12 protein-coding genes are annotated in these 16,474 nt (G+C 71.9%); 6 read left to right on the forward strand and 6 right to left on the reverse strand.

The features are described 5' to 3' along the window. Window positions 1–42: 42 nt before the first annotated feature. The gene (locus tag OIE67_RS39745) at window positions 43–1,425 is read right to left on the reverse strand and encodes an aspartate aminotransferase family protein (protein WP_326630195.1); all 1,383 of its coding nucleotides are present in this window, start codon (window positions 1,423–1,425) and stop codon (window positions 43–45) included. A gap of 271 nt (window positions 1,426–1,696) precedes the next feature. Between OIE67_RS39745 and OIE67_RS39750 the strand changes: the two genes are divergently transcribed. After that, window positions 1,697–3,052 carry a dipeptidase gene (locus OIE67_RS39750; RefSeq protein ID WP_326630197.1) on the forward strand — a complete coding sequence of 452 codons (1,356 nt, stop codon included), beginning with the start codon at window positions 1,697–1,699 and terminating at the stop codon, window positions 3,050–3,052. 43 nt (window positions 3,053–3,095) lie between these two features. On the opposite strand, the gene OIE67_RS39755 is transcribed toward OIE67_RS39750, so the two are convergent. Continuing rightward, window positions 3,096–3,878 (reverse strand): helix-turn-helix domain-containing protein, encoded by a 783-nt coding sequence (locus OIE67_RS39755; protein WP_326630199.1) that lies wholly within the window; start codon window positions 3,876–3,878, stop codon window positions 3,096–3,098. 87 nt (window positions 3,879–3,965) lie between these two features. On the opposite strand from OIE67_RS39755, the gene OIE67_RS39760 reads away from it, so the two are divergent. Beyond that, a complete protein-coding gene (locus tag OIE67_RS39760; RefSeq protein ID WP_326630201.1) occupies window positions 3,966–4,820 on the forward strand; it encodes an NAD(P)H-binding protein in 855 nt (284 codons plus the stop codon). A 66-nt stretch (window positions 4,821–4,886) separates the two neighbouring features. On the opposite strand, the gene OIE67_RS39765 is transcribed toward OIE67_RS39760, so the two are convergent. Continuing rightward, entirely contained in the window at window positions 4,887–5,414 is a 528-nt protein-coding gene (locus OIE67_RS39765; RefSeq protein ID WP_326630203.1) for a TetR/AcrR family transcriptional regulator, read from the reverse strand. Between the two features lie 90 nt (window positions 5,415–5,504). On the opposite strand from OIE67_RS39765, the gene OIE67_RS39770 reads away from it, so the two are divergent. Next, the gene (locus OIE67_RS39770) at window positions 5,505–5,912 is read left to right on the forward strand and encodes an ester cyclase (protein WP_326630205.1); all 408 of its coding nucleotides are present in this window, start codon (window positions 5,505–5,507) and stop codon (window positions 5,910–5,912) included. A gap of 8 nt (window positions 5,913–5,920) precedes the next feature. On the opposite strand, the gene OIE67_RS39775 is transcribed toward OIE67_RS39770, so the two are convergent. The 3 genes from OIE67_RS39775 to OIE67_RS39785 form a co-directional block, all read right to left on the reverse strand. Further along, entirely contained in the window at window positions 5,921–6,109 is a 189-nt protein-coding gene (locus tag OIE67_RS39775; RefSeq protein WP_326630207.1) for a hypothetical protein, read from the reverse strand. Between the two features lie 33 nt (window positions 6,110–6,142). Then, window positions 6,143–6,730, reverse strand: a complete 588-nt coding sequence (locus tag OIE67_RS39780) for a winged helix-turn-helix domain-containing protein (protein WP_106236803.1) — start codon at window positions 6,728–6,730, stop codon at window positions 6,143–6,145. A gap of 129 nt (window positions 6,731–6,859) precedes the next feature. Further along, on the reverse strand, window positions 6,860–7,387 hold the full coding sequence (locus OIE67_RS39785) for a cysteine dioxygenase family protein (RefSeq protein WP_326630209.1): 528 nt from the start codon (window positions 7,385–7,387) through the stop codon (window positions 6,860–6,862). A gap of 110 nt (window positions 7,388–7,497) precedes the next feature. Between OIE67_RS39785 and OIE67_RS39790 the strand changes: the two genes are divergently transcribed. The 3 genes from OIE67_RS39790 to OIE67_RS39800 all read left to right on the forward strand — a co-directional run bounded on the left by OIE67_RS39790 (window position 7,498) and on the right by OIE67_RS39800 (window position 16,389). After that, entirely contained in the window at window positions 7,498–8,358 is an 861-nt protein-coding gene (locus OIE67_RS39790) for a LysR family transcriptional regulator (protein ID WP_326630211.1), read from the forward strand. 21 nt (window positions 8,359–8,379) lie between these two features. Continuing rightward, window positions 8,380–9,006: a LysE family translocator gene (locus OIE67_RS39795; protein WP_326630215.1), complete on the forward strand. Its 627-nt coding sequence runs from the start codon at window positions 8,380–8,382 to the stop codon at window positions 9,004–9,006. A 108-nt stretch (window positions 9,007–9,114) separates the two neighbouring features. Beyond that, window positions 9,115–16,389: a hypothetical protein gene (locus OIE67_RS39800; RefSeq protein ID WP_326630217.1), complete on the forward strand. Its 7,275-nt coding sequence runs from the start codon at window positions 9,115–9,117 to the stop codon at window positions 16,387–16,389. Window positions 16,390–16,474: the final 85 nt, after the last annotated feature.

Below are 16,474 nucleotides of genomic sequence, written 5' to 3' on the forward strand. Positions count from 1 at the left end.
CCTTTCGGGAACCGGCACGCCGTCGTACCGGATTAAGGGGTGTCACAGCCGTGCCCACGCCTCGGTGAGCACGCCGCGGAGTATCGAGCCGATCTCGTCGAACTCCTTCTGGCCCGCGATCAGCGGCGGAGCCAGCTGGATGACGGGGTCGCCGCGGTCGTCGGCGCGGCAGTACAGGCCCGCGTCGAACAGCGCCTTGGACAGGAACCCGCGCAGCAGCCGCTCGGACTCGGCCGCGTCGAAGGTCTCCTTCGTGGTCTTGTCCTTGACCAGCTCGATGCCCCAGAAGTAGCCGGCGCCGCGCACGTCGCCGACGATCGGCAGGTCGCGCAGGTCGTCGAGGGTCTGGCGGAACACCGGCTCGTTCCTGGTGACGTGGCCGAGCAGGTCCTCGCGCTCGAAGATGTCGAGGTTGGCCAGGGCCACGGCCGAGGAGACGGGGTGCCCGCCGAAGGTGTAGCCGTGGGCGAACATGGTGTCGCCGTCCTTGAACGGCTCGAACAGCCGCTCGTGCGCGATCATGGCCCCGATGGGCGAGTAACCGCTGGTCAGGCCCTTGGCGCAGGTGATGATGTCGGGGACGTAGTCGAACTTCTGGCCGCCGAACATGGTGCCCAGCCGGCCGAAGGCGCAGATGACCTCGTCGGAGACGAGCAGGACGTCGTACTCGTCGCAGATCTCACGCAGGCGCTGGAAGTAACCGTCGGGGGGCGGGAAGCAGCCGCCGGCGTTCTGCACGGGCTCGGCGAAGACGGCGGCCACCGTGTCGGGGCCCTCCATCTCGATCGCGCGGGCCACCCGGTCGGCGGCCCAGATGCCGTACTCCTCGGGCGTCATGCCCTTGACGCCGGTGATCTCGTCGGCACGGTAGTGGTTGGTGTTGGGGACCCGCACGGATCCGGGCACCAGCGGCTCGAACATCTGCTTGAACGCCGGGATGCCGGTGATCGACAGCGCGCCCTGCGGGGTGCCGTGGTAGGCGATCTGGCGGCTGATGACCTTGTGTTTGAGCGGCTTGCCGACCAGCTTGTAGTACTGCTTGGCCAGCTTCCAGGCGGTCTCGACCGCCTCGCCGCCGCCGGTGGTGAAGAAGACGCGGTTCAGCTCGCCCGGGGTGTAGGAGGCCAGGCGCTGCGCCAGCTCGGCCGCCTTGGGGTGGGCGTAGGACCACAGCGGGAAGAACGCCAGCTCCTGGGCCTGCTTGGCGGCGGCCTCGGCCAGCTCCTGGCGGCCGTGGCCCACCTGGACCACGAAGAGCCCCGCCAGACCGTCGAGGTAGCGCTTGCCGTGGATGTCGTAGACGTAGGATCCCTCGCCCCGCACGATCGTCGGGATCTCGGACGTGTCGTAGGCGCTGTGCCTGGTGAAGTGCAACCACAGGTTGTCCTGCGCGGCCTTGAGGACGTCGTGTTCCGGCTGCGTCATGGTTATCTTCCCTCGTGTCTGAACTTCCCACAGTCTGCCTGCTCACGGGCACCTTGCCAAGCGAATCGGTCGCAGCACTATGCAAGAAAATCGAGATCCGCAGAACCCCTTTGTAACGGCAACGAAATCCGCAGGTACATTGACGCACGTGGTCCCGCCTGCCGGATCCCGTTTCCACAGCGCAGGGCCCGTTGTGATGCAATGAGACAAACTGCTGTTAACTCCTGTGAACAACTGTGCACTGTTGAGAACGACCCCCGGGGGACCCTCCGTGACTCCTGATCAGATCGAGAGCGCCGTCTCCGCCGCGATGCCCCAGGCCATCGAGGAGCTGAGACGGTTCGCCGCCATACCGTCCGTGGCCTTTCCCGGTCATCCGGAGGAGCCCGTCTTCGCCGCCGCCTCCATGACGGAGGAACTGCTGCGCTCCACCGGGCTGCCGCGGGTGCAGCAGGTGCCCGTCGACGGCAGCTTTCCCGCCGTCTTCGGCGAGGCGCCGGCGCCTCCCGGCATGCCCACCGTCCTGCTCTACGCGCACTACGACGTGCAGCCGGCGGGGGACCCGGCCGCATGGCGTACGCCGCCGTTCGAGCCGACGCTGATCGACGGCCGCCTGTACGGGCGGGGCTGCGCCGACGACAAGTCGGGCGTCATCTCCCACGTCACGGCCCTGCGCGCCTTCCACGGGCAGTTCCCCGTGGGCATCAAGGTGATCATCGAGGGCCAGGAGGAATACGCCGGCGACCGGCTGGAGGCGTTCGTCGAGCGCAACCCCGACCTGCTGCGGGCCGACGCCGTCGTGGTGGCCGACACCGGCAACCCGCGCGTGGGCGACCCGGCGGTCACGACGTCGCTGCGCGGCATGGCCGGATTCACCGTCGAGGTCCGTACGCTGCGGGAGGCCGTCCACAGCGGCTCCTTCGGCGGCGCGGCGCCCGACGCGCTGGCGGCGCTGATGCGCATGCTCACCTCGCTGCACGACGACAACGGCGACATCCGGGTGCCCGGCCTGCCGCGCGGCTCCTTCCTCGGACACGGGCCGTCGGAGGAGGAGTTCAGGAGGACGGCCGGGGTCGTCGACGGGGTGTCGCTGGTGGGCTCGGGCTCGCTGGCCGACCGGCTCTGGTCGTCGTACGCGATCACCGTCACCGGCCTCGACGTGCCGACGGTGTCCGGGGCGATCAACGCCGTCCAGCCCGCCGCCAGGGCGCGGGTGACCGTGCGCGTGCCTCCGGCCGGCGACCCGAAGACGACGGTGAACGCCATCGTGGAGTTCCTGCGGCAGGTGGCGCCCTGGGGCGTGCAGGTGTCGTTCGGCGACTTCACGGTCGGCTCCGGCTTCCAGGCCGACTCGGGCGGCAAGGCCCGCGCGGCGCTCAACCGGGCCATGGAGCGCGCCTTCGGCCGCCCGCCGCGCGACGTGGGCGCGGGCGGGTCGATCCCGCTGGTCAGCACGCTGCTCAAGCAGTTCCCCGCGGCGGAGATCCTGCTGTTCGGGGCCGAGGACGAGGAGGCGGCCATCCACGCCCCCAACGAGCGGGTCGATCTGGAGGAGCTGCGCAAGGTGGCGACCACCGAGGCGCTCTTCCTGAACGAGCTGAGCCTTCCTTCGGCCCTGGGCGTGTAGCTCCGGGCGGTTTCAGCAGGCGTGGGGGGCGTTGTGCGGCGGCTCAGCAGGTGTGCAGGGTGGGGAGGCGGCCGGCGAAGAAGGCCACGGGGGTGACGCCCATCAGGCGGCGGAACTCGGCCGCCATGTGCGACTGGTCGTAATAGCCGCTCGCCACCGCCACCTGCGCCCACCCCTGGCGGCGCCGGCCGCCCCGCGCCAGCACTTCGCGTACGCGGCCGATGCGTTCGAAGCGCTTGGGCGGCAGGCCGACGCCGTCCTCGAACAGGCCGCGCAGGTGCCGCTCGCTGACGGCCAGCCGCCGGGCGATGGCGGGAACCGGCTCACGCCTGCCCGTCCGCCCGTCCAGGGCCTCGGCGGCGGCTCGTACCAGCTCGCCCCGGGTCACGTCCCCGGCGGACCTGCGCTCGATCCGCTCGGCCAGCGCCGTTCCGAGCCGGGCGAGAACGCGCCGGGGATCACGCCCGGCCTCCCTCAGCGCGTCCGTCAGTGCCGCCGTCGAGCCGTCCCACAGCTCCTCCAGGCCGGACACCCGGTCGACCAGCTCGCTCACCGGCACACCGAGCAGGGGCCGGGCGGCGCCGGGACACAGGCGCAGCCGCAGGCAGAACGGCAGGTCCTTGCCGACGTGGTACGAGGCCCGGGTGCGCGGCCCGATCACCAGCAGGTCACCCCGCCCGGCGGGCGTCGTACGGAAGATCAGGCTGGTGCCGGCGTCGGGAAGGTGCACGAGGGGCTGACCGGGCCCGCGGCCGTCCGCCGCCAGGACGGTCACTTCGCTCACCAGCCCGCTCAGTCTCTCCGGCACTGTCACCTCGGCGCTCATGCCCCTCACGCTATCCGCCCGGCGAGGCGGCCGAGTGTGCCGAAACTTCCTATAAGGGCTGGTGGGCGGGCGGGCACGCTGGTCGGCATGATTCTGGTAACGGGTGCCACGGGCACCGTCGGCAGTGAGGTGGTCCGGTCGCTGGCGGCTCGCGGTGAGCGGGTGCGGGCGATGACGCGGGAGCCGTCGAAGATCGTGTTTCCCGCTGTCGAGGTGGTGCGGGGGGACTTCCAGGAGCCCGGTTCCCTGGCCGAGGCGGTGCGCGGCGTCGAGAGCGTCTTCCTGCTCAGCGCGCCCGGCCCCTGGGTGGTGCGGCATGACGAGGCGATGCTCGCGGCGGCCCGGTCCGCCGGGACGCGGAAGGTGGTGAAGGTGTCGGCCATCGGCACCGGCGAGCGGGCGGGCGCCAGGGTCGGCGACTGGCATCTGCCCGGCGAGGAGGCGCTGCGGGCGAGCGACCTGGAGTGGGCGGCGCTGCGGCCGTCCAGCTTCGCCTCCAACACGCTGGGCTGGGCGCCGCGGATCCTGGCGGGCGAGCCGATCCCCAACATGAGCGGCGACGGCAGGCAGGGCGTCATCGATCCGCTGGACGTGGCCGAGGTCGCGGTACGGGCGCTGACGTCGTCGGAGGAGAGCGTGCGGGGTGTGCTCACGCTGACCGGGCCCGAACTGCTCAGCGTCCCCGACATGGTGAAGGTGCTGGAGGAGACGGTCGGGGGGCGGGCGCTGGCGACGGTCGACGTGCCGTTGGAGACGTACCGTGAGCAGTTGCTCGGGGCCGGGGTCGGCGCGGACTTCGCGGAGATCGCGGTCAACGGGGCCAGGCTGGTGGCGGAGGGCGGCAACGCCCGGCTCACGCAGGACGTGGAGCTGGCGCTGGGACGCCCGCCGCGCGCCTTCCGCACCTGGGCCCACGACCATCGCACCGCCTTCACCGGCTGATCCCATCAGCTGACCCACCGGCTGGATTTACCGGCTGACCCGCCGGCTGATTCCACCCGCGTCCGGTCAGGCGCTCCAGTCGACGAGCGACAGCAGGCGTTCGGCCTGTTCGCGGTCGGTGGTGGCCAGGGTGATGCCTCTGACCAGCGTGAGCAGGTCGCGTACGTCCAGATCGGCCCGGACGAGGCCGGCCTGTCCGGCCTCCTCCAGCAACATGGAGGCGGCCTCGATCATGGTGCGGTGCCAGGCGGCGTGCAGGGCCGTGTCGTCCGTCGCGGCCAGGGCCAGATCGCGCTTGGTGGTCAGGTGGTCCATGAACAGCCGCAGCCACGCGTGCAGCGCCTCCCCCGGAGATCCGGCGGCCCGCAATGACTCCGCGCTCGCGCGGAGCTGGGCCACCTCGTCGGCGTAGACGGCGGCCAGCAGGTCGGAACGGGTCGGGAAATGCCGGTACATCGTGGCGTTCCCGACCCCGGCGCGGCGGGCGACCTCGTCCATCGGCGCGTCGGCGCCGCGCTCGGCGAACACGTCGGCGGCCGCGGCCAGCAGCAGGTCGCGGTTGCGCTGCGCGTCCGCCCGCAGAGGACGTGGCATCGTGCTCCTTGCTAAGTGGGGACTTCCCCGTTTAGTGTAGCGGCGACACCGAAACGGGGAGTTCCCCATTTAGCCGAGGAGCACATCAGGATGACGACCGCGGGAGAGGTACATCGACGGATCGTCGAGCTCTACCCCCACATGCTCGCCACCGGGCAGATGGACGAGGCGCTCGCCCTCATCGACCCCGACGTGATCGACCACCGGGGCGGAGCCGCGGGAGACCACCACGGGCTGCGGGCGTGGCGGGAGAAGTGGGAGCTGATGAGATCGGGCGAGACGGGCTTCCACGACCTGTCGGTCACGGTCGAACAGAACGTCTCGGACGAGGAGAGGTCGGCCAACCTCTACCTCAGCCGGGGCACCCACACCGCCTCAGGCCGCCAGTACGAGGTGCGCGGCCTGGACATGATCCGCGTACGGGACGGCAGGATCGTCGAGCACTGGGCCGTCATGGACGCGACGGCCAGACGTCATCAGCTCGGGCTGGATGATTGACGGCGCGATCAGTAGTCGACGGCGCGGCGGTGCACGAGCCGCAGGCCCGCCTCCACCAGCACCCAGCCCAGACGCTTCTCCAGCCCGCGGACCAGCGAATCGCCCCTGTCCCTACGGCACTGGCGCTGACGCTCGGCCTCCGCCCGCAGTTCCCGGCCCCTCGCCCGTTCGACATACAGATATAAGTCCGGATACATCCCTTCCCCTCCTCCACAACGTTCGAGTAAGTCCTACGCACGGAACGGGAAGCCGTTCGCGTGCACGGCCACGTTCTCCCGCCCCTCCGTGTCGCCCGCCTCACGGGCCGCGAGCCCATGCCGCCGCCACCGCACCACGACCTCGTCCAGCTCCTCCTTCAGCCGCTCCAGCTCGGCAGGCGTGAGCCGGAGCAGGTATTCGGAGGCGAAGGCCGCGCCGCGCCAGTCGGCGGGCCAGGCCTGCTTCTCGTCGAGGTAGCGCTCGTAAAGCTCGCTGCGCTGGCGCGCGTAGACCCGCGAGACGGCGGTGTGCACGGCGGCGCGCTCGGGCGCGTCGAAGTCCTCGTCCTTGGTGGTGATGACCGTGGACACCGGTTGCCACCAGCGCTCCCTGGCATCCCCGCTGCGCCCCTCCGCCTCCTCGATGATGCCGTGGGCGGCCAGCTTGCGCAGGTGGTAGCTGACCAGCGACACGGCTTCGTCGACCTGGTCGGCGAGCTGCGAGGCGGTGGCCGTGCCCGCGACGGAGAGCGCGCGGTAGAGCTGGATGCGCAGCGGATGGCCGAGGGCCTTGAGCGTGTCGAGGTCCTTGACGCGGTGGGTCTTCTCGGTGGGCGCCATGACACCACCATAGAAGCGAAAATAAATTTGCGCAAATAAAATTTCTCATCTGCGCGGCCGTATGGCGCCGCCCCGGCGGCCGTCGGACAGGTCAGGGCAGCCCAGGATGGCTCGGGATGGGTGAGGCGGCTACCTGACGGGGAGGTCGTAGACGCGGCGCACGCTGCTGCCCAGCTTGGCCACGTTCGCGCCGTAGATGTGCAGGGACACGCCGACCTCGTCGCTCGTGTTGCGCACCTTGTGGATGTCCCCGGGCGGCGCGAACCCGCTGACCTCCCCCGGACGGTTGTCGACCCGGCCGATCTCCACGAGGTGGTCGCCCTTGTCCCGGTAGAGGGTCTCGTGCTCGATCCCGCTGAGGATGCCGAACGTGCACCACGACACGTGGTCGTGGATCACCGTGTCCTGGCCCGGCCGCCAGACGACGGCCACGATCGAGAAGTCCTCCTCGGCGTGCAGCACGTGGGAGACGTACCCGTCGGGTGAGCCCGCGCGCTCCTGCGGGGTGAGGATGTCGAGGGCGGGCAGGTGCTCGCGCAGGAACGCGGCCACGGCCAGCGCGCTCTCGCGGCGGGCGAGCCGGCGGGCGGCGATGCTGGACACGCCGCGCACCAGGACGTCCAGTCCGGGTCGGACGGTCGTGGAGGCCAGGTTCATGGGCTTCTCCCTGGAGCTGCAGCGGTTGTTCCTTCTCTCCCTACGCTCCTCCGTTCCGACCGATAGGTCCAACAGAAGTTCTCTGGTTGATCGATAGATATGATTGATGAATGCTCGACGTCGTACGCCTGCGCGTCCTCGTCGCGGTGGCCCGCAAGGGCTCGCTGACCGCGGCGGCCAAGGAACTGCACTACTCCCAGCCCTCGGTCAGCCACCACCTGGCCAGACTGGAGGCCGAGACCGGGGCCAAGCTCGTCCAGCGCGCCGGGCGCGGCATCAGGCTCACCGAGGCGGGCCGGCTGCTGGCCGAACGGGCCGCGGAGATCATCGGCCGGCTCGACGCCACCGCCGAGGAACTGGCCGCGCACGTGGGGCTGCGCTCCGGCCGGGTGCGGCTGGCCGCCTTCCCCTCGGCGCTGGGCACGTTCATCCCGAAGGCGGCCCGGCTGCTGGCCGGCGCGCACCCCGGGCTGCGCCTGCAGCTCACCGAGACCGAGCCGCCCGAGGCGCTGCGGCTGCTGCGCGCCGGGCGGGTGGACGTGGCGGTGATGTTCCGTTACGACGACACCGCCCCCGAGGACAACGGCATCCACATGGTGCACCTCCTCGACGACCCCAGCTACCTGGTGTCCAGCGCACCGCCGGGCGAGCTCGCCGGGCACGCCGAGTCGTCCTGGATCGCCGGGTGCGACCGGTGCCGCAGCCATCTGCTCGACATCTGCGACAAGGCGGGGTTCGAGCCGCGCATCTCGTTCACCAGCGACGACATCGTGGCCGTGCAGGCGCTGGTGGCGGCCGGGCTGGGGCTGACCATGCTGCCGGGGCTCGCGCTCACCGCGCACCGCCATCCGGAGGTGGAGGTCGCCCGGGTGCCCGGTTCGACCAGGCACGTGTACGCCGCCGTCTACGGCGAGCCGCCCCACCCGCCCGCCGTCGAAGCGCTCCTGTCGGCGCTCACGGAAAGCCTTTGACGCCGTATTTACGATGGCCCCATGCCGGAAATCACGACGCTCGCCGTCTTCTGCGTGGCCACGCTCGGGTTGCTCATCGTGCCCGGGCCCGCGGTGCTCTACATCGTCACCAGGAGCGTCGCCCAAGGCCGGTCCGCGGGCCTGATCTCCGTGCTCGGTGTGCACACCGGCTCCCTCGTCCACGTAGCCGCGGCGGCGCTGGGCATCAGCGCCCTGATCTCGGCCTCGGCCACCGCGTTCACCGTGGTCAAGTACGCGGGCGTGGCCTACCTGCTCTGGCTCGGCGTACGCAAGCTGATGCGCGGGGGCGACGGCGGCGAGGCGATCGAGCTCAAGGTCCAGTCGAAGCGGCGGCTGTTCTGGGAGGGCTTCGTGGTCAACGTGCTCAACCCCAAGACCGCCATCTTCTTCCTCGCGTTCCTGCCGCAGTTCGTGCATCCCGCGGCCGGGCCCATCGCGGCGCAGATCCTCCTGCTCGGCGCGGTGTGGATCCTGCTCGGGATGGCCTCCGACGGCACGTACGCGATGCTCGCCTCGGCCCTGGCCGGCCGGGTCCGCCAGTCGGTACGCGCACGGCGGCGGCTGGACGTCGGGAGCGGGCTCGTGTACCTCGGGCTGGCGGCATGGCTCACAACCGAGAAGGCATGACAAGCCGGGAAATTTCCTGGCCATAGTGCGATAGTGAGATGGGATCAGGCACTGACCAGAAAGACGGCACGCCGGGACGTGGCTAAGACGTAGCTCATAGGCGGACCCATGGACACGCCACCGCACCGCCTCGGACTCGAACGGGTCGTCGAGGTCTTCTCCGGTCATGACGACCTCGTCGGCGTGACCGGCTCCGGCTATGTGATCGGCCCGGACCTGGTGCTGACCTCCGCCCGCCTGACACCCGATCCTGGACGATCAGCCCATGAGGGCGAACGGCCGGCGTTCACCGGTGGGCCACCACCTCAGGCCGGTGGACGGCCGGTGGGAAACGGCGAAGGGCCGGAGGGAAGCCGCCGAGCCTCGTGTCACGTACGCCTGCCCGGGTCGGCGCGCTGGTCGGCGGCCGAGCCGGTGTGGCGGGGACGCGGCAGCGCGGACGTGGTGCTGCTCCGGACCTCCGAACCGATGTGGACCGACCTTCCGGGCATCGAGCACAACCGCTGGGCCCGGATAGCGAGCGACTCCCCTCCGGTGCGCTGCGTCGCCAGGGGGTTCGCCCAGGAGATCCGGCGCGGCGGGCTCCGCATCGCCGAGACACTGCCCGGCCTGGTCTCCCCACCCACGGGCGCGGTCTCGAAGACTCTGACGGCCGGCGTTCCGTCCTCCGCGACTCCTGAGCCGCTTTGGCGGGGTATGTGCGGGGCCGTCCTGGTCGCCGAGCCCGCTGGACAGCTCATCGGGGTGGTCACCCCGACGACGGCCGGACACGCCGAGGGCCGGCTGGACGTCGTTCCCGTGACCGCGTTACTGGGCGACGAACGGTTCCGGGAGCTGGCGGGCGTGTCGCCCGGCTGGCTGGAGACCGTGGCGGGAAGCGACCACGCCGTCCCCTTGCCGGCCCTGATGACGCCGGCCCGGGAGAAGCTGCCGCCGGACTGCCCCGACTGGACGTTGCTGATGGCGCGGCACGCGGTGGTGCCGTTCCTGGGACGACGCGAGGAGCTCGCCGAGCTGCGTGCGTGGGCCACCACCGAGCCGGGCCCGCTGTCGATCGCGGTGCTGAGCGGACGCGGCGGCATGGGGAAGACCCGGCTGGCGGGCGAGCTGTGCGTGGAGCTGGAGAGCGAGGGCTGGGACGCAGGATTCCTGCCATTGGACGCGGTGGCAGACCCCCTGACCGACCGAGGCGCTGTGGCAGGTCCCTCAGCCGATCGGGGCACTGCACCAGATCCCCTGACTAACCAGGACATCTCCCTTGAGGCGCTGCGGCCGACCCTCCTCGTCGTCGACCATCCCGAGCCGTCGGCACCCCTCGTGGGCGAGCTGATCCGACGGCTGGCCAAGCACGGCCACAACCCCCGCGTACGCCTCCTGCTACTGGTCCGTGAACCCGGCGAGGCGGACTGGTGGCGGCGACTCGACACGGCGGCCGGCGGATGGCTGCGGCGGCTCAACACCACGACCGTACGCCTCAACAGCCGCCCCCTCACGCTCCCGGAACGGACCGAACACGCACTCGCGGCCATGAAGGCGTTCGCACCGAGCCGCGCCGCACTCCCCAGCCCGCCACGCCTCGACGACCCCGAATACGGCCTCCCCCTCCACGTCCACCTGGCCGCCCTCCTGCGTCTTTGCGACGGGAACGGGGACGGCGAAACGGACGCAGGCCAGGGCACGGACGCATACACCGGCGGAAGCGGACGTACCGATACAGACGGACGAATCAGCACGAGCGCACGTACCGACGCGGGCGGGGGCGGGTTGCTGGGGCGGTTTCTGAGGCGGGAGTGTGATCAGTGGGCGCGGGTCTGGCCGGACGGCCAGGAACGTCTGCCCGACGTGACGGCACGCCGCGCCGTCGCGGTTCTCACCCTCACCGCGCCCACCGTCGCCGAGCTGCCCGGCTTGCTGACGGCCGCCGTACCGGGGATCAGGAACCGCGCACCGGGCGGCGCGTTCGGCCTGCACGGCAGCGCCGCCTCGAACGCGGCCGGCTGGCTGAGCCGGATCTTCCCCGCTCCCCCGCCCGCCTCCGGCTCGCACCCGGACCAGCGGCTGACTCCCCTCGGGCCCGACCTCCTCACCGAGCAGCTTCTCGCCACGACGGAAGGCCTGGACGCGCTGGTGCTGGCCGTCCACGACCATGAGGGCCGGACGGTCGAGCAGCTCGTACGCATGCTGGCCGTCCTGCGATCGTGCGCCGGCCGGGAACGGGTGCGGGCGGCACTGTGGACGCTGATCACCCACCGGCTCGGCCCCCTGGTCGCACAGGCGAAGGCGAACCCCTCCGGCCGGCTCGGCGACATGCTCAACGCGGCGCTCCTGCTGTTCGCCACCGACCAGCGAATCGCCGCGTCCGTGGCCACACTGCCGCTACCGCTGCCGCCCCGACCGATTCCTGGCACCGCGCGACCGGACCCACGTACCCCAGCCGCCGCCGGGCCAGGGCTGCGGGCGCTCGAGGTGACGCTGGCCGAGCTGAGGGTGCGCCACTGGCGGGCGAGCGACGAGCGGACCGCGCAGGCCAAGGCACTGACGGACCTGTCGAGCGCCCTGGCCGCCGTCGGCCGGGTGGGCGAGGCGGTCGTCACCGCGGCGGAGGCAGTGGAGGTGTACGCGGGCGCACCCCCGTACGAGGAGGCGGCCGGGCGAGCGGAGGCCGCGTTCGGACTGGGAGCGTGCCTGCTGCTCGGCGGCGAGGCCGGCGGCGCACTCAAGCCCGCCCAGGAGGCGGCGGCCCGGTTCCGCATCCTGGCCGAGGACGACCCCCGCTACCTGGAGCAGACCGCCCGGGCCCACTACAACGTCGCCTGCGCTCTCCTGGGGGTCGGTCGCCTGGACGAGGCGGTGGCCGCATTCGAGGCAGCAGGCGGCGACGCGGACTTCGCGACGAACGTGACAGTCGTCCTATCGGTCCTACCACCAGCAGACCCCGTGACCGAAGACGACCCACTGACCCGACCACCACACACAAACACACTCACCCCGCTCCCCCAGCCACCCACAAGCACGCCCACCCCAACCCGGCAGCCACCCACAGACACGCCCGGCCCAACCGAGCCGCCTCTCCCAGGCACGCCCGGCCCAACCGAGCCGCTTCCCACGAGCACGTTCGCTCCAACCTGGCAGCCTTCAGCGAGTAGGCCCGGCTCGGCCGAGTCGACGCGTGCAGGCGGGGTCGGTCCAGCCGCGCAGCTACCCGGAGGCGCATCCGCCCGAGACCCGCGCCCATCCGCACGCCCGCCTGCCCCGCACCCGCAGGCAGCCATCCATGGATTGGCTGGAGAGGCGGAGGGCGTTGTGGGTGGGTTCGAGGCGTTCACACCCCTGTCCCGAACGCTGGCGGGGCGGTCGGTGCAGGTGCCGGTTGCTCCGTCCCTCCAGGCCCCCGAGCCGCTGACCCCCTTCGAGGGGATCGGCGCCGCCGCCGCGCTGCCCGAGCTGGCCGCCTGTATCGCCGTCGCCGTCACCTCCGCCGTCAGGAGCGCCGCCCCCACCAGCAGGGACGTGGCCCATCGGCTGCACCTGATCGCCACGTGGCTGGAGGCGCACGGCAGACCGGCCGACGCGCTGCGGCCGGCCACCGAGGCGGTCGGGCGGCTGCGGACGCTGGCGGCGGAGGAGCCCGGGCTGCGGGTCCTGCTGGCGTTCGCCGCCTCCGTCCTGTCCAGATTGCACGCCCGCCTGGACGATCTCGACGCCGCCGCCCGGTACGCCGCGGAGGCCGTACGCAACCTGCGTGCCCTCGTCACCCTCGAACCGGATGAGCACCGCCCCGCCCTGGCCGGGCAACTGCTCGATCTCGGCGAGCTGCTACTGGTGGACGACCTCCCGGAGGAGGCGCTGAGGCCGTTGCAGGAGGCCATGGCGCTGCCGTCCGAACCGGATCCGGCCACGCAGGCCAGGGGCACGTGGCTGCTGGCCCTCTGCCTGGACGAGCTGGGCCGCCCGGTTGACGGCCTGGCCCAGCTGGAACTCGCGGCTGAGCGGTACGGGTTGCTGAGCGCCGTGGACGCTGACTACACCCGCCATCATGCCGAGGTACGGGCCAGGATCCGCAGGAGACTGGAGCCAGACCCACCAGGGCTATCGGGCTTGCCGGGCTTGCCGGGGCTATCGGGCCCTCTAGGCATCGGACTGTCGGGCACTGGCCTGCCGGGGGTCAACCCGTCGGGCACTGGCCTGCCGGAGAACGGCCCGTCCGAGACCGGCCCGTCGGGGACCGGCTTACCGAGGACCGGACCGCCCAGAACAGAACCGCCTAGAACCGGGTTGCCGAGGACCAGACCGCCTAGAGCCGGGTTGCCGTGGCTGCTGACGTTGCTCCTGGACCGGCCGGAGGAGGCCGTGAGCAGGGCCGAGCAGCGGCTCAAGGCGCAGGGCCAGCTGGACGATACGGCCGGGGTCGAGCTGGTTCATGCGCATCTGTCGGCACAGGCCATGCTTGCCCGGGCATGGGCGGACGCGGGGCGGCCGGCGGACGGGTTCGCGCTGGCGACGCGGGCGGCCGAGCTGCTCCAGCGGCATGCCGCGCCCGACGGACCACACGCCATCGCGGTGGGCATGGTGGCAGCTGCGCTCGGCCGTTCGCTCGTGGGACTCGGGCGTCCCGAGGAGGCCGTCCCGTATCTCCGGACCGCCATCGACTCGTACGGGCCGCACGCCGCGACGAGCGCCGAGTTCCGTACCGAGCTGGCCGAGCTGATGATCCTGGAGACGGCCGCCCTGTCGCGCGCCGCCTGCCCGTCGAAGGCGAAGGCCGACGCGGAGGTGACGGCAGAAGCGACGACGGCGGAGGCGAAGGCCCACTCGGAGGCGGCCTTCGCAGCACAGGCAGGCGCGGCTGAGGCCCGCACCGCACACGCAGGCGCTACGCAGGCAGGCGCGGTGCAAGTGCAAGTAGGCGCGGTGCAGGCGGTGGACCGGCTGGTGCGGCTTTGCTCGGCGCTGGTGGCAGAGGAGTTGCGGCCGCCGCTCCTTCTGGCGGGGGCGCTGCGGCTGCAGGCGGAGATCCGCTGGACAAGGCGCGACGCGGATCCCAGGCAGAACGCCGAGGCCGCACTCCAGTCGATCACACGGGCGCTCGGCCTCCTGCCGTCCTCGCCGGAGGAGCAGGGCGAGCGCGAGCAACTGCTCACCGCCACATGCCTGGAGCTGGCCGGACTGTGCCTGGCTGAACTCCACGAGAGCGACGCGGCCAGGGAGCGGCTGACGGCGGGCACATCGGCGATGGCGCGGCTCGGACCCGTTCCCGGTGACCTGTCCGAGGTGCATGTGCGCGCGCTGCTTCGGCTGGCCGAGCTGCGGGTGGAGGAGACGGGACCGGCCGCGGCGACCGGCCTGTACGCCGAGGTGCTCGGGGTACGCCCGCTTCCCGGGATCGAGGTGCTGGACACGGTCGTCGAGCGGCTCTCCTGGTTCGCGGACACGGGAGAAGGTGCGGCCGGGCTGCTGGGGCCCCTGACGGGGTTCACCGAGGCACTGGAACGCGAGGTGCCACTGACGCCGACCACGCTGGCCGAGCATGAGGGGCCGGTGATCGCGTCTCCGACGGCAAGGCACGAGGCGTCAGCGACGGGCTCCACGCCGGCCAAGCGCGAGGCGTTGGTGGGGGGTGGGCTGGGGGTGCATGAGAAGTTCGGGCGGTGTTCGGGGGAGTTCGCGGTGGCGGCGGAGCGGGCTGGAGACGTTGCGGCTGCTGTGCACCTTCAGGAGCTGGCTGTCCGCGTTTATCGGGGGCTTGCCGCTGTCTCCGGTGCCCATCGGGAGTCGCTCGGGTCGGCGTTGGCGGCGCTTGTCGCTGTGGCGGTGCGGGAACGGGGCGGGGGTGCGGGCAGGCGGGGTGAACGGGCCGGGCCGGCCGTGGTCGAGCAGGCGATCGATCTTCTTGGTGAACGGCAGGATCGTACGCTGGCCATGGCCTTGAACCACTACGCGGCCGGGCTGCTCGAACAGGGTCGCGCGGTCGAGGCGCTGGCCCATTGCGAGCGTGCCGCCGACCTCTGTGACGAGCTGGAGGACCCGGCCGTGGCCGCCGTCACCTACGCCCAGCTCGGCTCGACCCTGGCCGCGCTGGACCGCCCGCAGGCCGCTCTGGAGGCGATCGCCTGGTCGCTGGCGGAGCTGGACCGAGCCGAGATGCAAGGGGCGGAGCTGCACAGGGCCCAACGGCAAGGGACCGAGCTGTACCTGACTGAGCCGCACGGGACTCAGCTATTTGGGGCCGAGCTGTACAGGACTCAGCCGCTTGGTACCGAGCCGGACGGGACCGGGCTGGACGGGACCGGGCTGGACGGGACCGGGCTGGACGGGACCGGGCTGGACGGGACCGGGCTGGAGCGAGCCGATGTGGTGGGGCTGGACGGGCCTGCGTCGGTGGGGTTGGAGTTGGTGCGGGCGCAGGCGGTGCAGGTGCGGGGGCGGGTGTTGCGGGCGCTCGGGCGGGAGCAGGAGGCGATGGCGCATCTCGTCGAGGCGTTGCGACTGTTCAGCGGGCTGCCCGAACCGCTGGCGGCGGCTGAGACGGCTGGGCTGATCGCCGATGATCTCCTCGCGGCCGGGCGGCCGCAGGACGCGGCCGAGTACGCACAGATCGCCGCGAACGGTCACGAGGCGGGCACGGTGAAGCGGGTTCTGGCGACTCAGCGGCTGGCCGGGTGCCACATGATGCTGGGTGAGCTGGAGCAGGCCAACGCCCTGGTGGAGGAGCTGATCCCGCAGGCCAGGCGGTCGCCCGACGACCTGACGTACCGGGCGGTGCTGGCGGACTCCCTGGCGCAGAGCTCCGAGCTGCTGCCCCTGCTGCGGCTGGACGACGGCGTCGAGGCCGAGGCCAGGGCGCGTGAGGCGATCGCGATCTACGACGAGCTGCTGACCACCGGCATGGACGCGCAGGCCGTGCACACGAGCCGGGCGGGCGCCTGCCTCACGCTGGCGGGGGCGCTGCGGATGCGGGAGCTGGCGGCTGAGGCGATCCAGCCGTTGCGGGAGGCGGTGGCGGCGCTGGAACGGTTCTCGCCGGGCAATCCGATGCAGGGCGGGCTGCTGTCCCGGGCGATGCTCATGCTGGGCGACGCGCTGATGGAGGCGGGGCGGGCGCTGGAGGCCGGGCTGGTCTTCCACCGCACCACCCAGGTGACGCGGGACGAGCTGACCAGGGCCGTGGCGCACGCCCGGCTCGGCTTCTGCCAGCAGGAGCTGGGCCGGGACGACGCCGCCGACGCCGCCCTGCGCGTCTCGGCCGACCTGCTGCGCGAGCTGCCAGCGGGGGAGAGCGATCTGTTGCGGGACGTGCTGCTCGGCCGGTTGAAGCTGCTGGAGAAGGCCGGAAAGGGCGCGGACGCGAAGGCGGTCGAGGCCGAGCTACGCCGCCTGACCTGACCACCGTCCCCGGCCGGGCAACGGTCGAGGCCGCGCCGAGCCGCCCGACCTGACGCGGCCCCAAAACCCGACGCGGCCCCAAAGC

The sequence above is a fragment of the Nonomuraea fuscirosea genome (assembly GCF_035917475.1).
Classification (GTDB): Bacteria; Actinomycetota; Actinomycetes; order Streptosporangiales; family Streptosporangiaceae; genus Nonomuraea; species Nonomuraea fuscirosea.

What these genes read in the sequence shown, in the direction of transcription:
- OIE67_RS39745 (WP_326630195.1), bottom strand. Translation starts at nt 1,425, where the DNA reads ATGACGCAGCCGGAACACGACGTCCTCAAGGCCGCGCAGGACAACCTG.
- OIE67_RS39755 (WP_326630199.1), bottom strand. Translation starts at nt 3,878, where the DNA reads ATGAGCGCCGAGGTGACAGTGCCGGAGAGACTGAGCGGGCTGGTGAGC.
- OIE67_RS39760 (WP_326630201.1), top strand. Translation starts at nt 3,966, where the DNA reads ATGATTCTGGTAACGGGTGCCACGGGCACCGTCGGCAGTGAGGTGGTC.
- OIE67_RS39765 (WP_326630203.1), bottom strand. Translation starts at nt 5,414, where the DNA reads ATGCCACGTCCTCTGCGGGCGGACGCGCAGCGCAACCGCGACCTGCTG.
- OIE67_RS39770 (WP_326630205.1), top strand. Translation starts at nt 5,505, where the DNA reads ATGACGACCGCGGGAGAGGTACATCGACGGATCGTCGAGCTCTACCCC.
- OIE67_RS39775 (WP_326630207.1), bottom strand. Translation starts at nt 6,109, where the DNA reads ATGTATCCGGACTTATATCTGTATGTCGAACGGGCGAGGGGCCGGGAA.
- OIE67_RS39780 (WP_106236803.1), bottom strand. Translation starts at nt 6,730, where the DNA reads ATGGCGCCCACCGAGAAGACCCACCGCGTCAAGGACCTCGACACGCTC.
- OIE67_RS39785 (WP_326630209.1), bottom strand. Translation starts at nt 7,387, where the DNA reads ATGAACCTGGCCTCCACGACCGTCCGACCCGGACTGGACGTCCTGGTG.
- OIE67_RS39790 (WP_326630211.1), top strand. Translation starts at nt 7,498, where the DNA reads ATGCTCGACGTCGTACGCCTGCGCGTCCTCGTCGCGGTGGCCCGCAAG.
- OIE67_RS39795 (WP_326630215.1), top strand. Translation starts at nt 8,380, where the DNA reads ATGCCGGAAATCACGACGCTCGCCGTCTTCTGCGTGGCCACGCTCGGG.
- OIE67_RS39800 (WP_326630217.1), top strand. Translation starts at nt 9,115, where the DNA reads ATGGACACGCCACCGCACCGCCTCGGACTCGAACGGGTCGTCGAGGTC.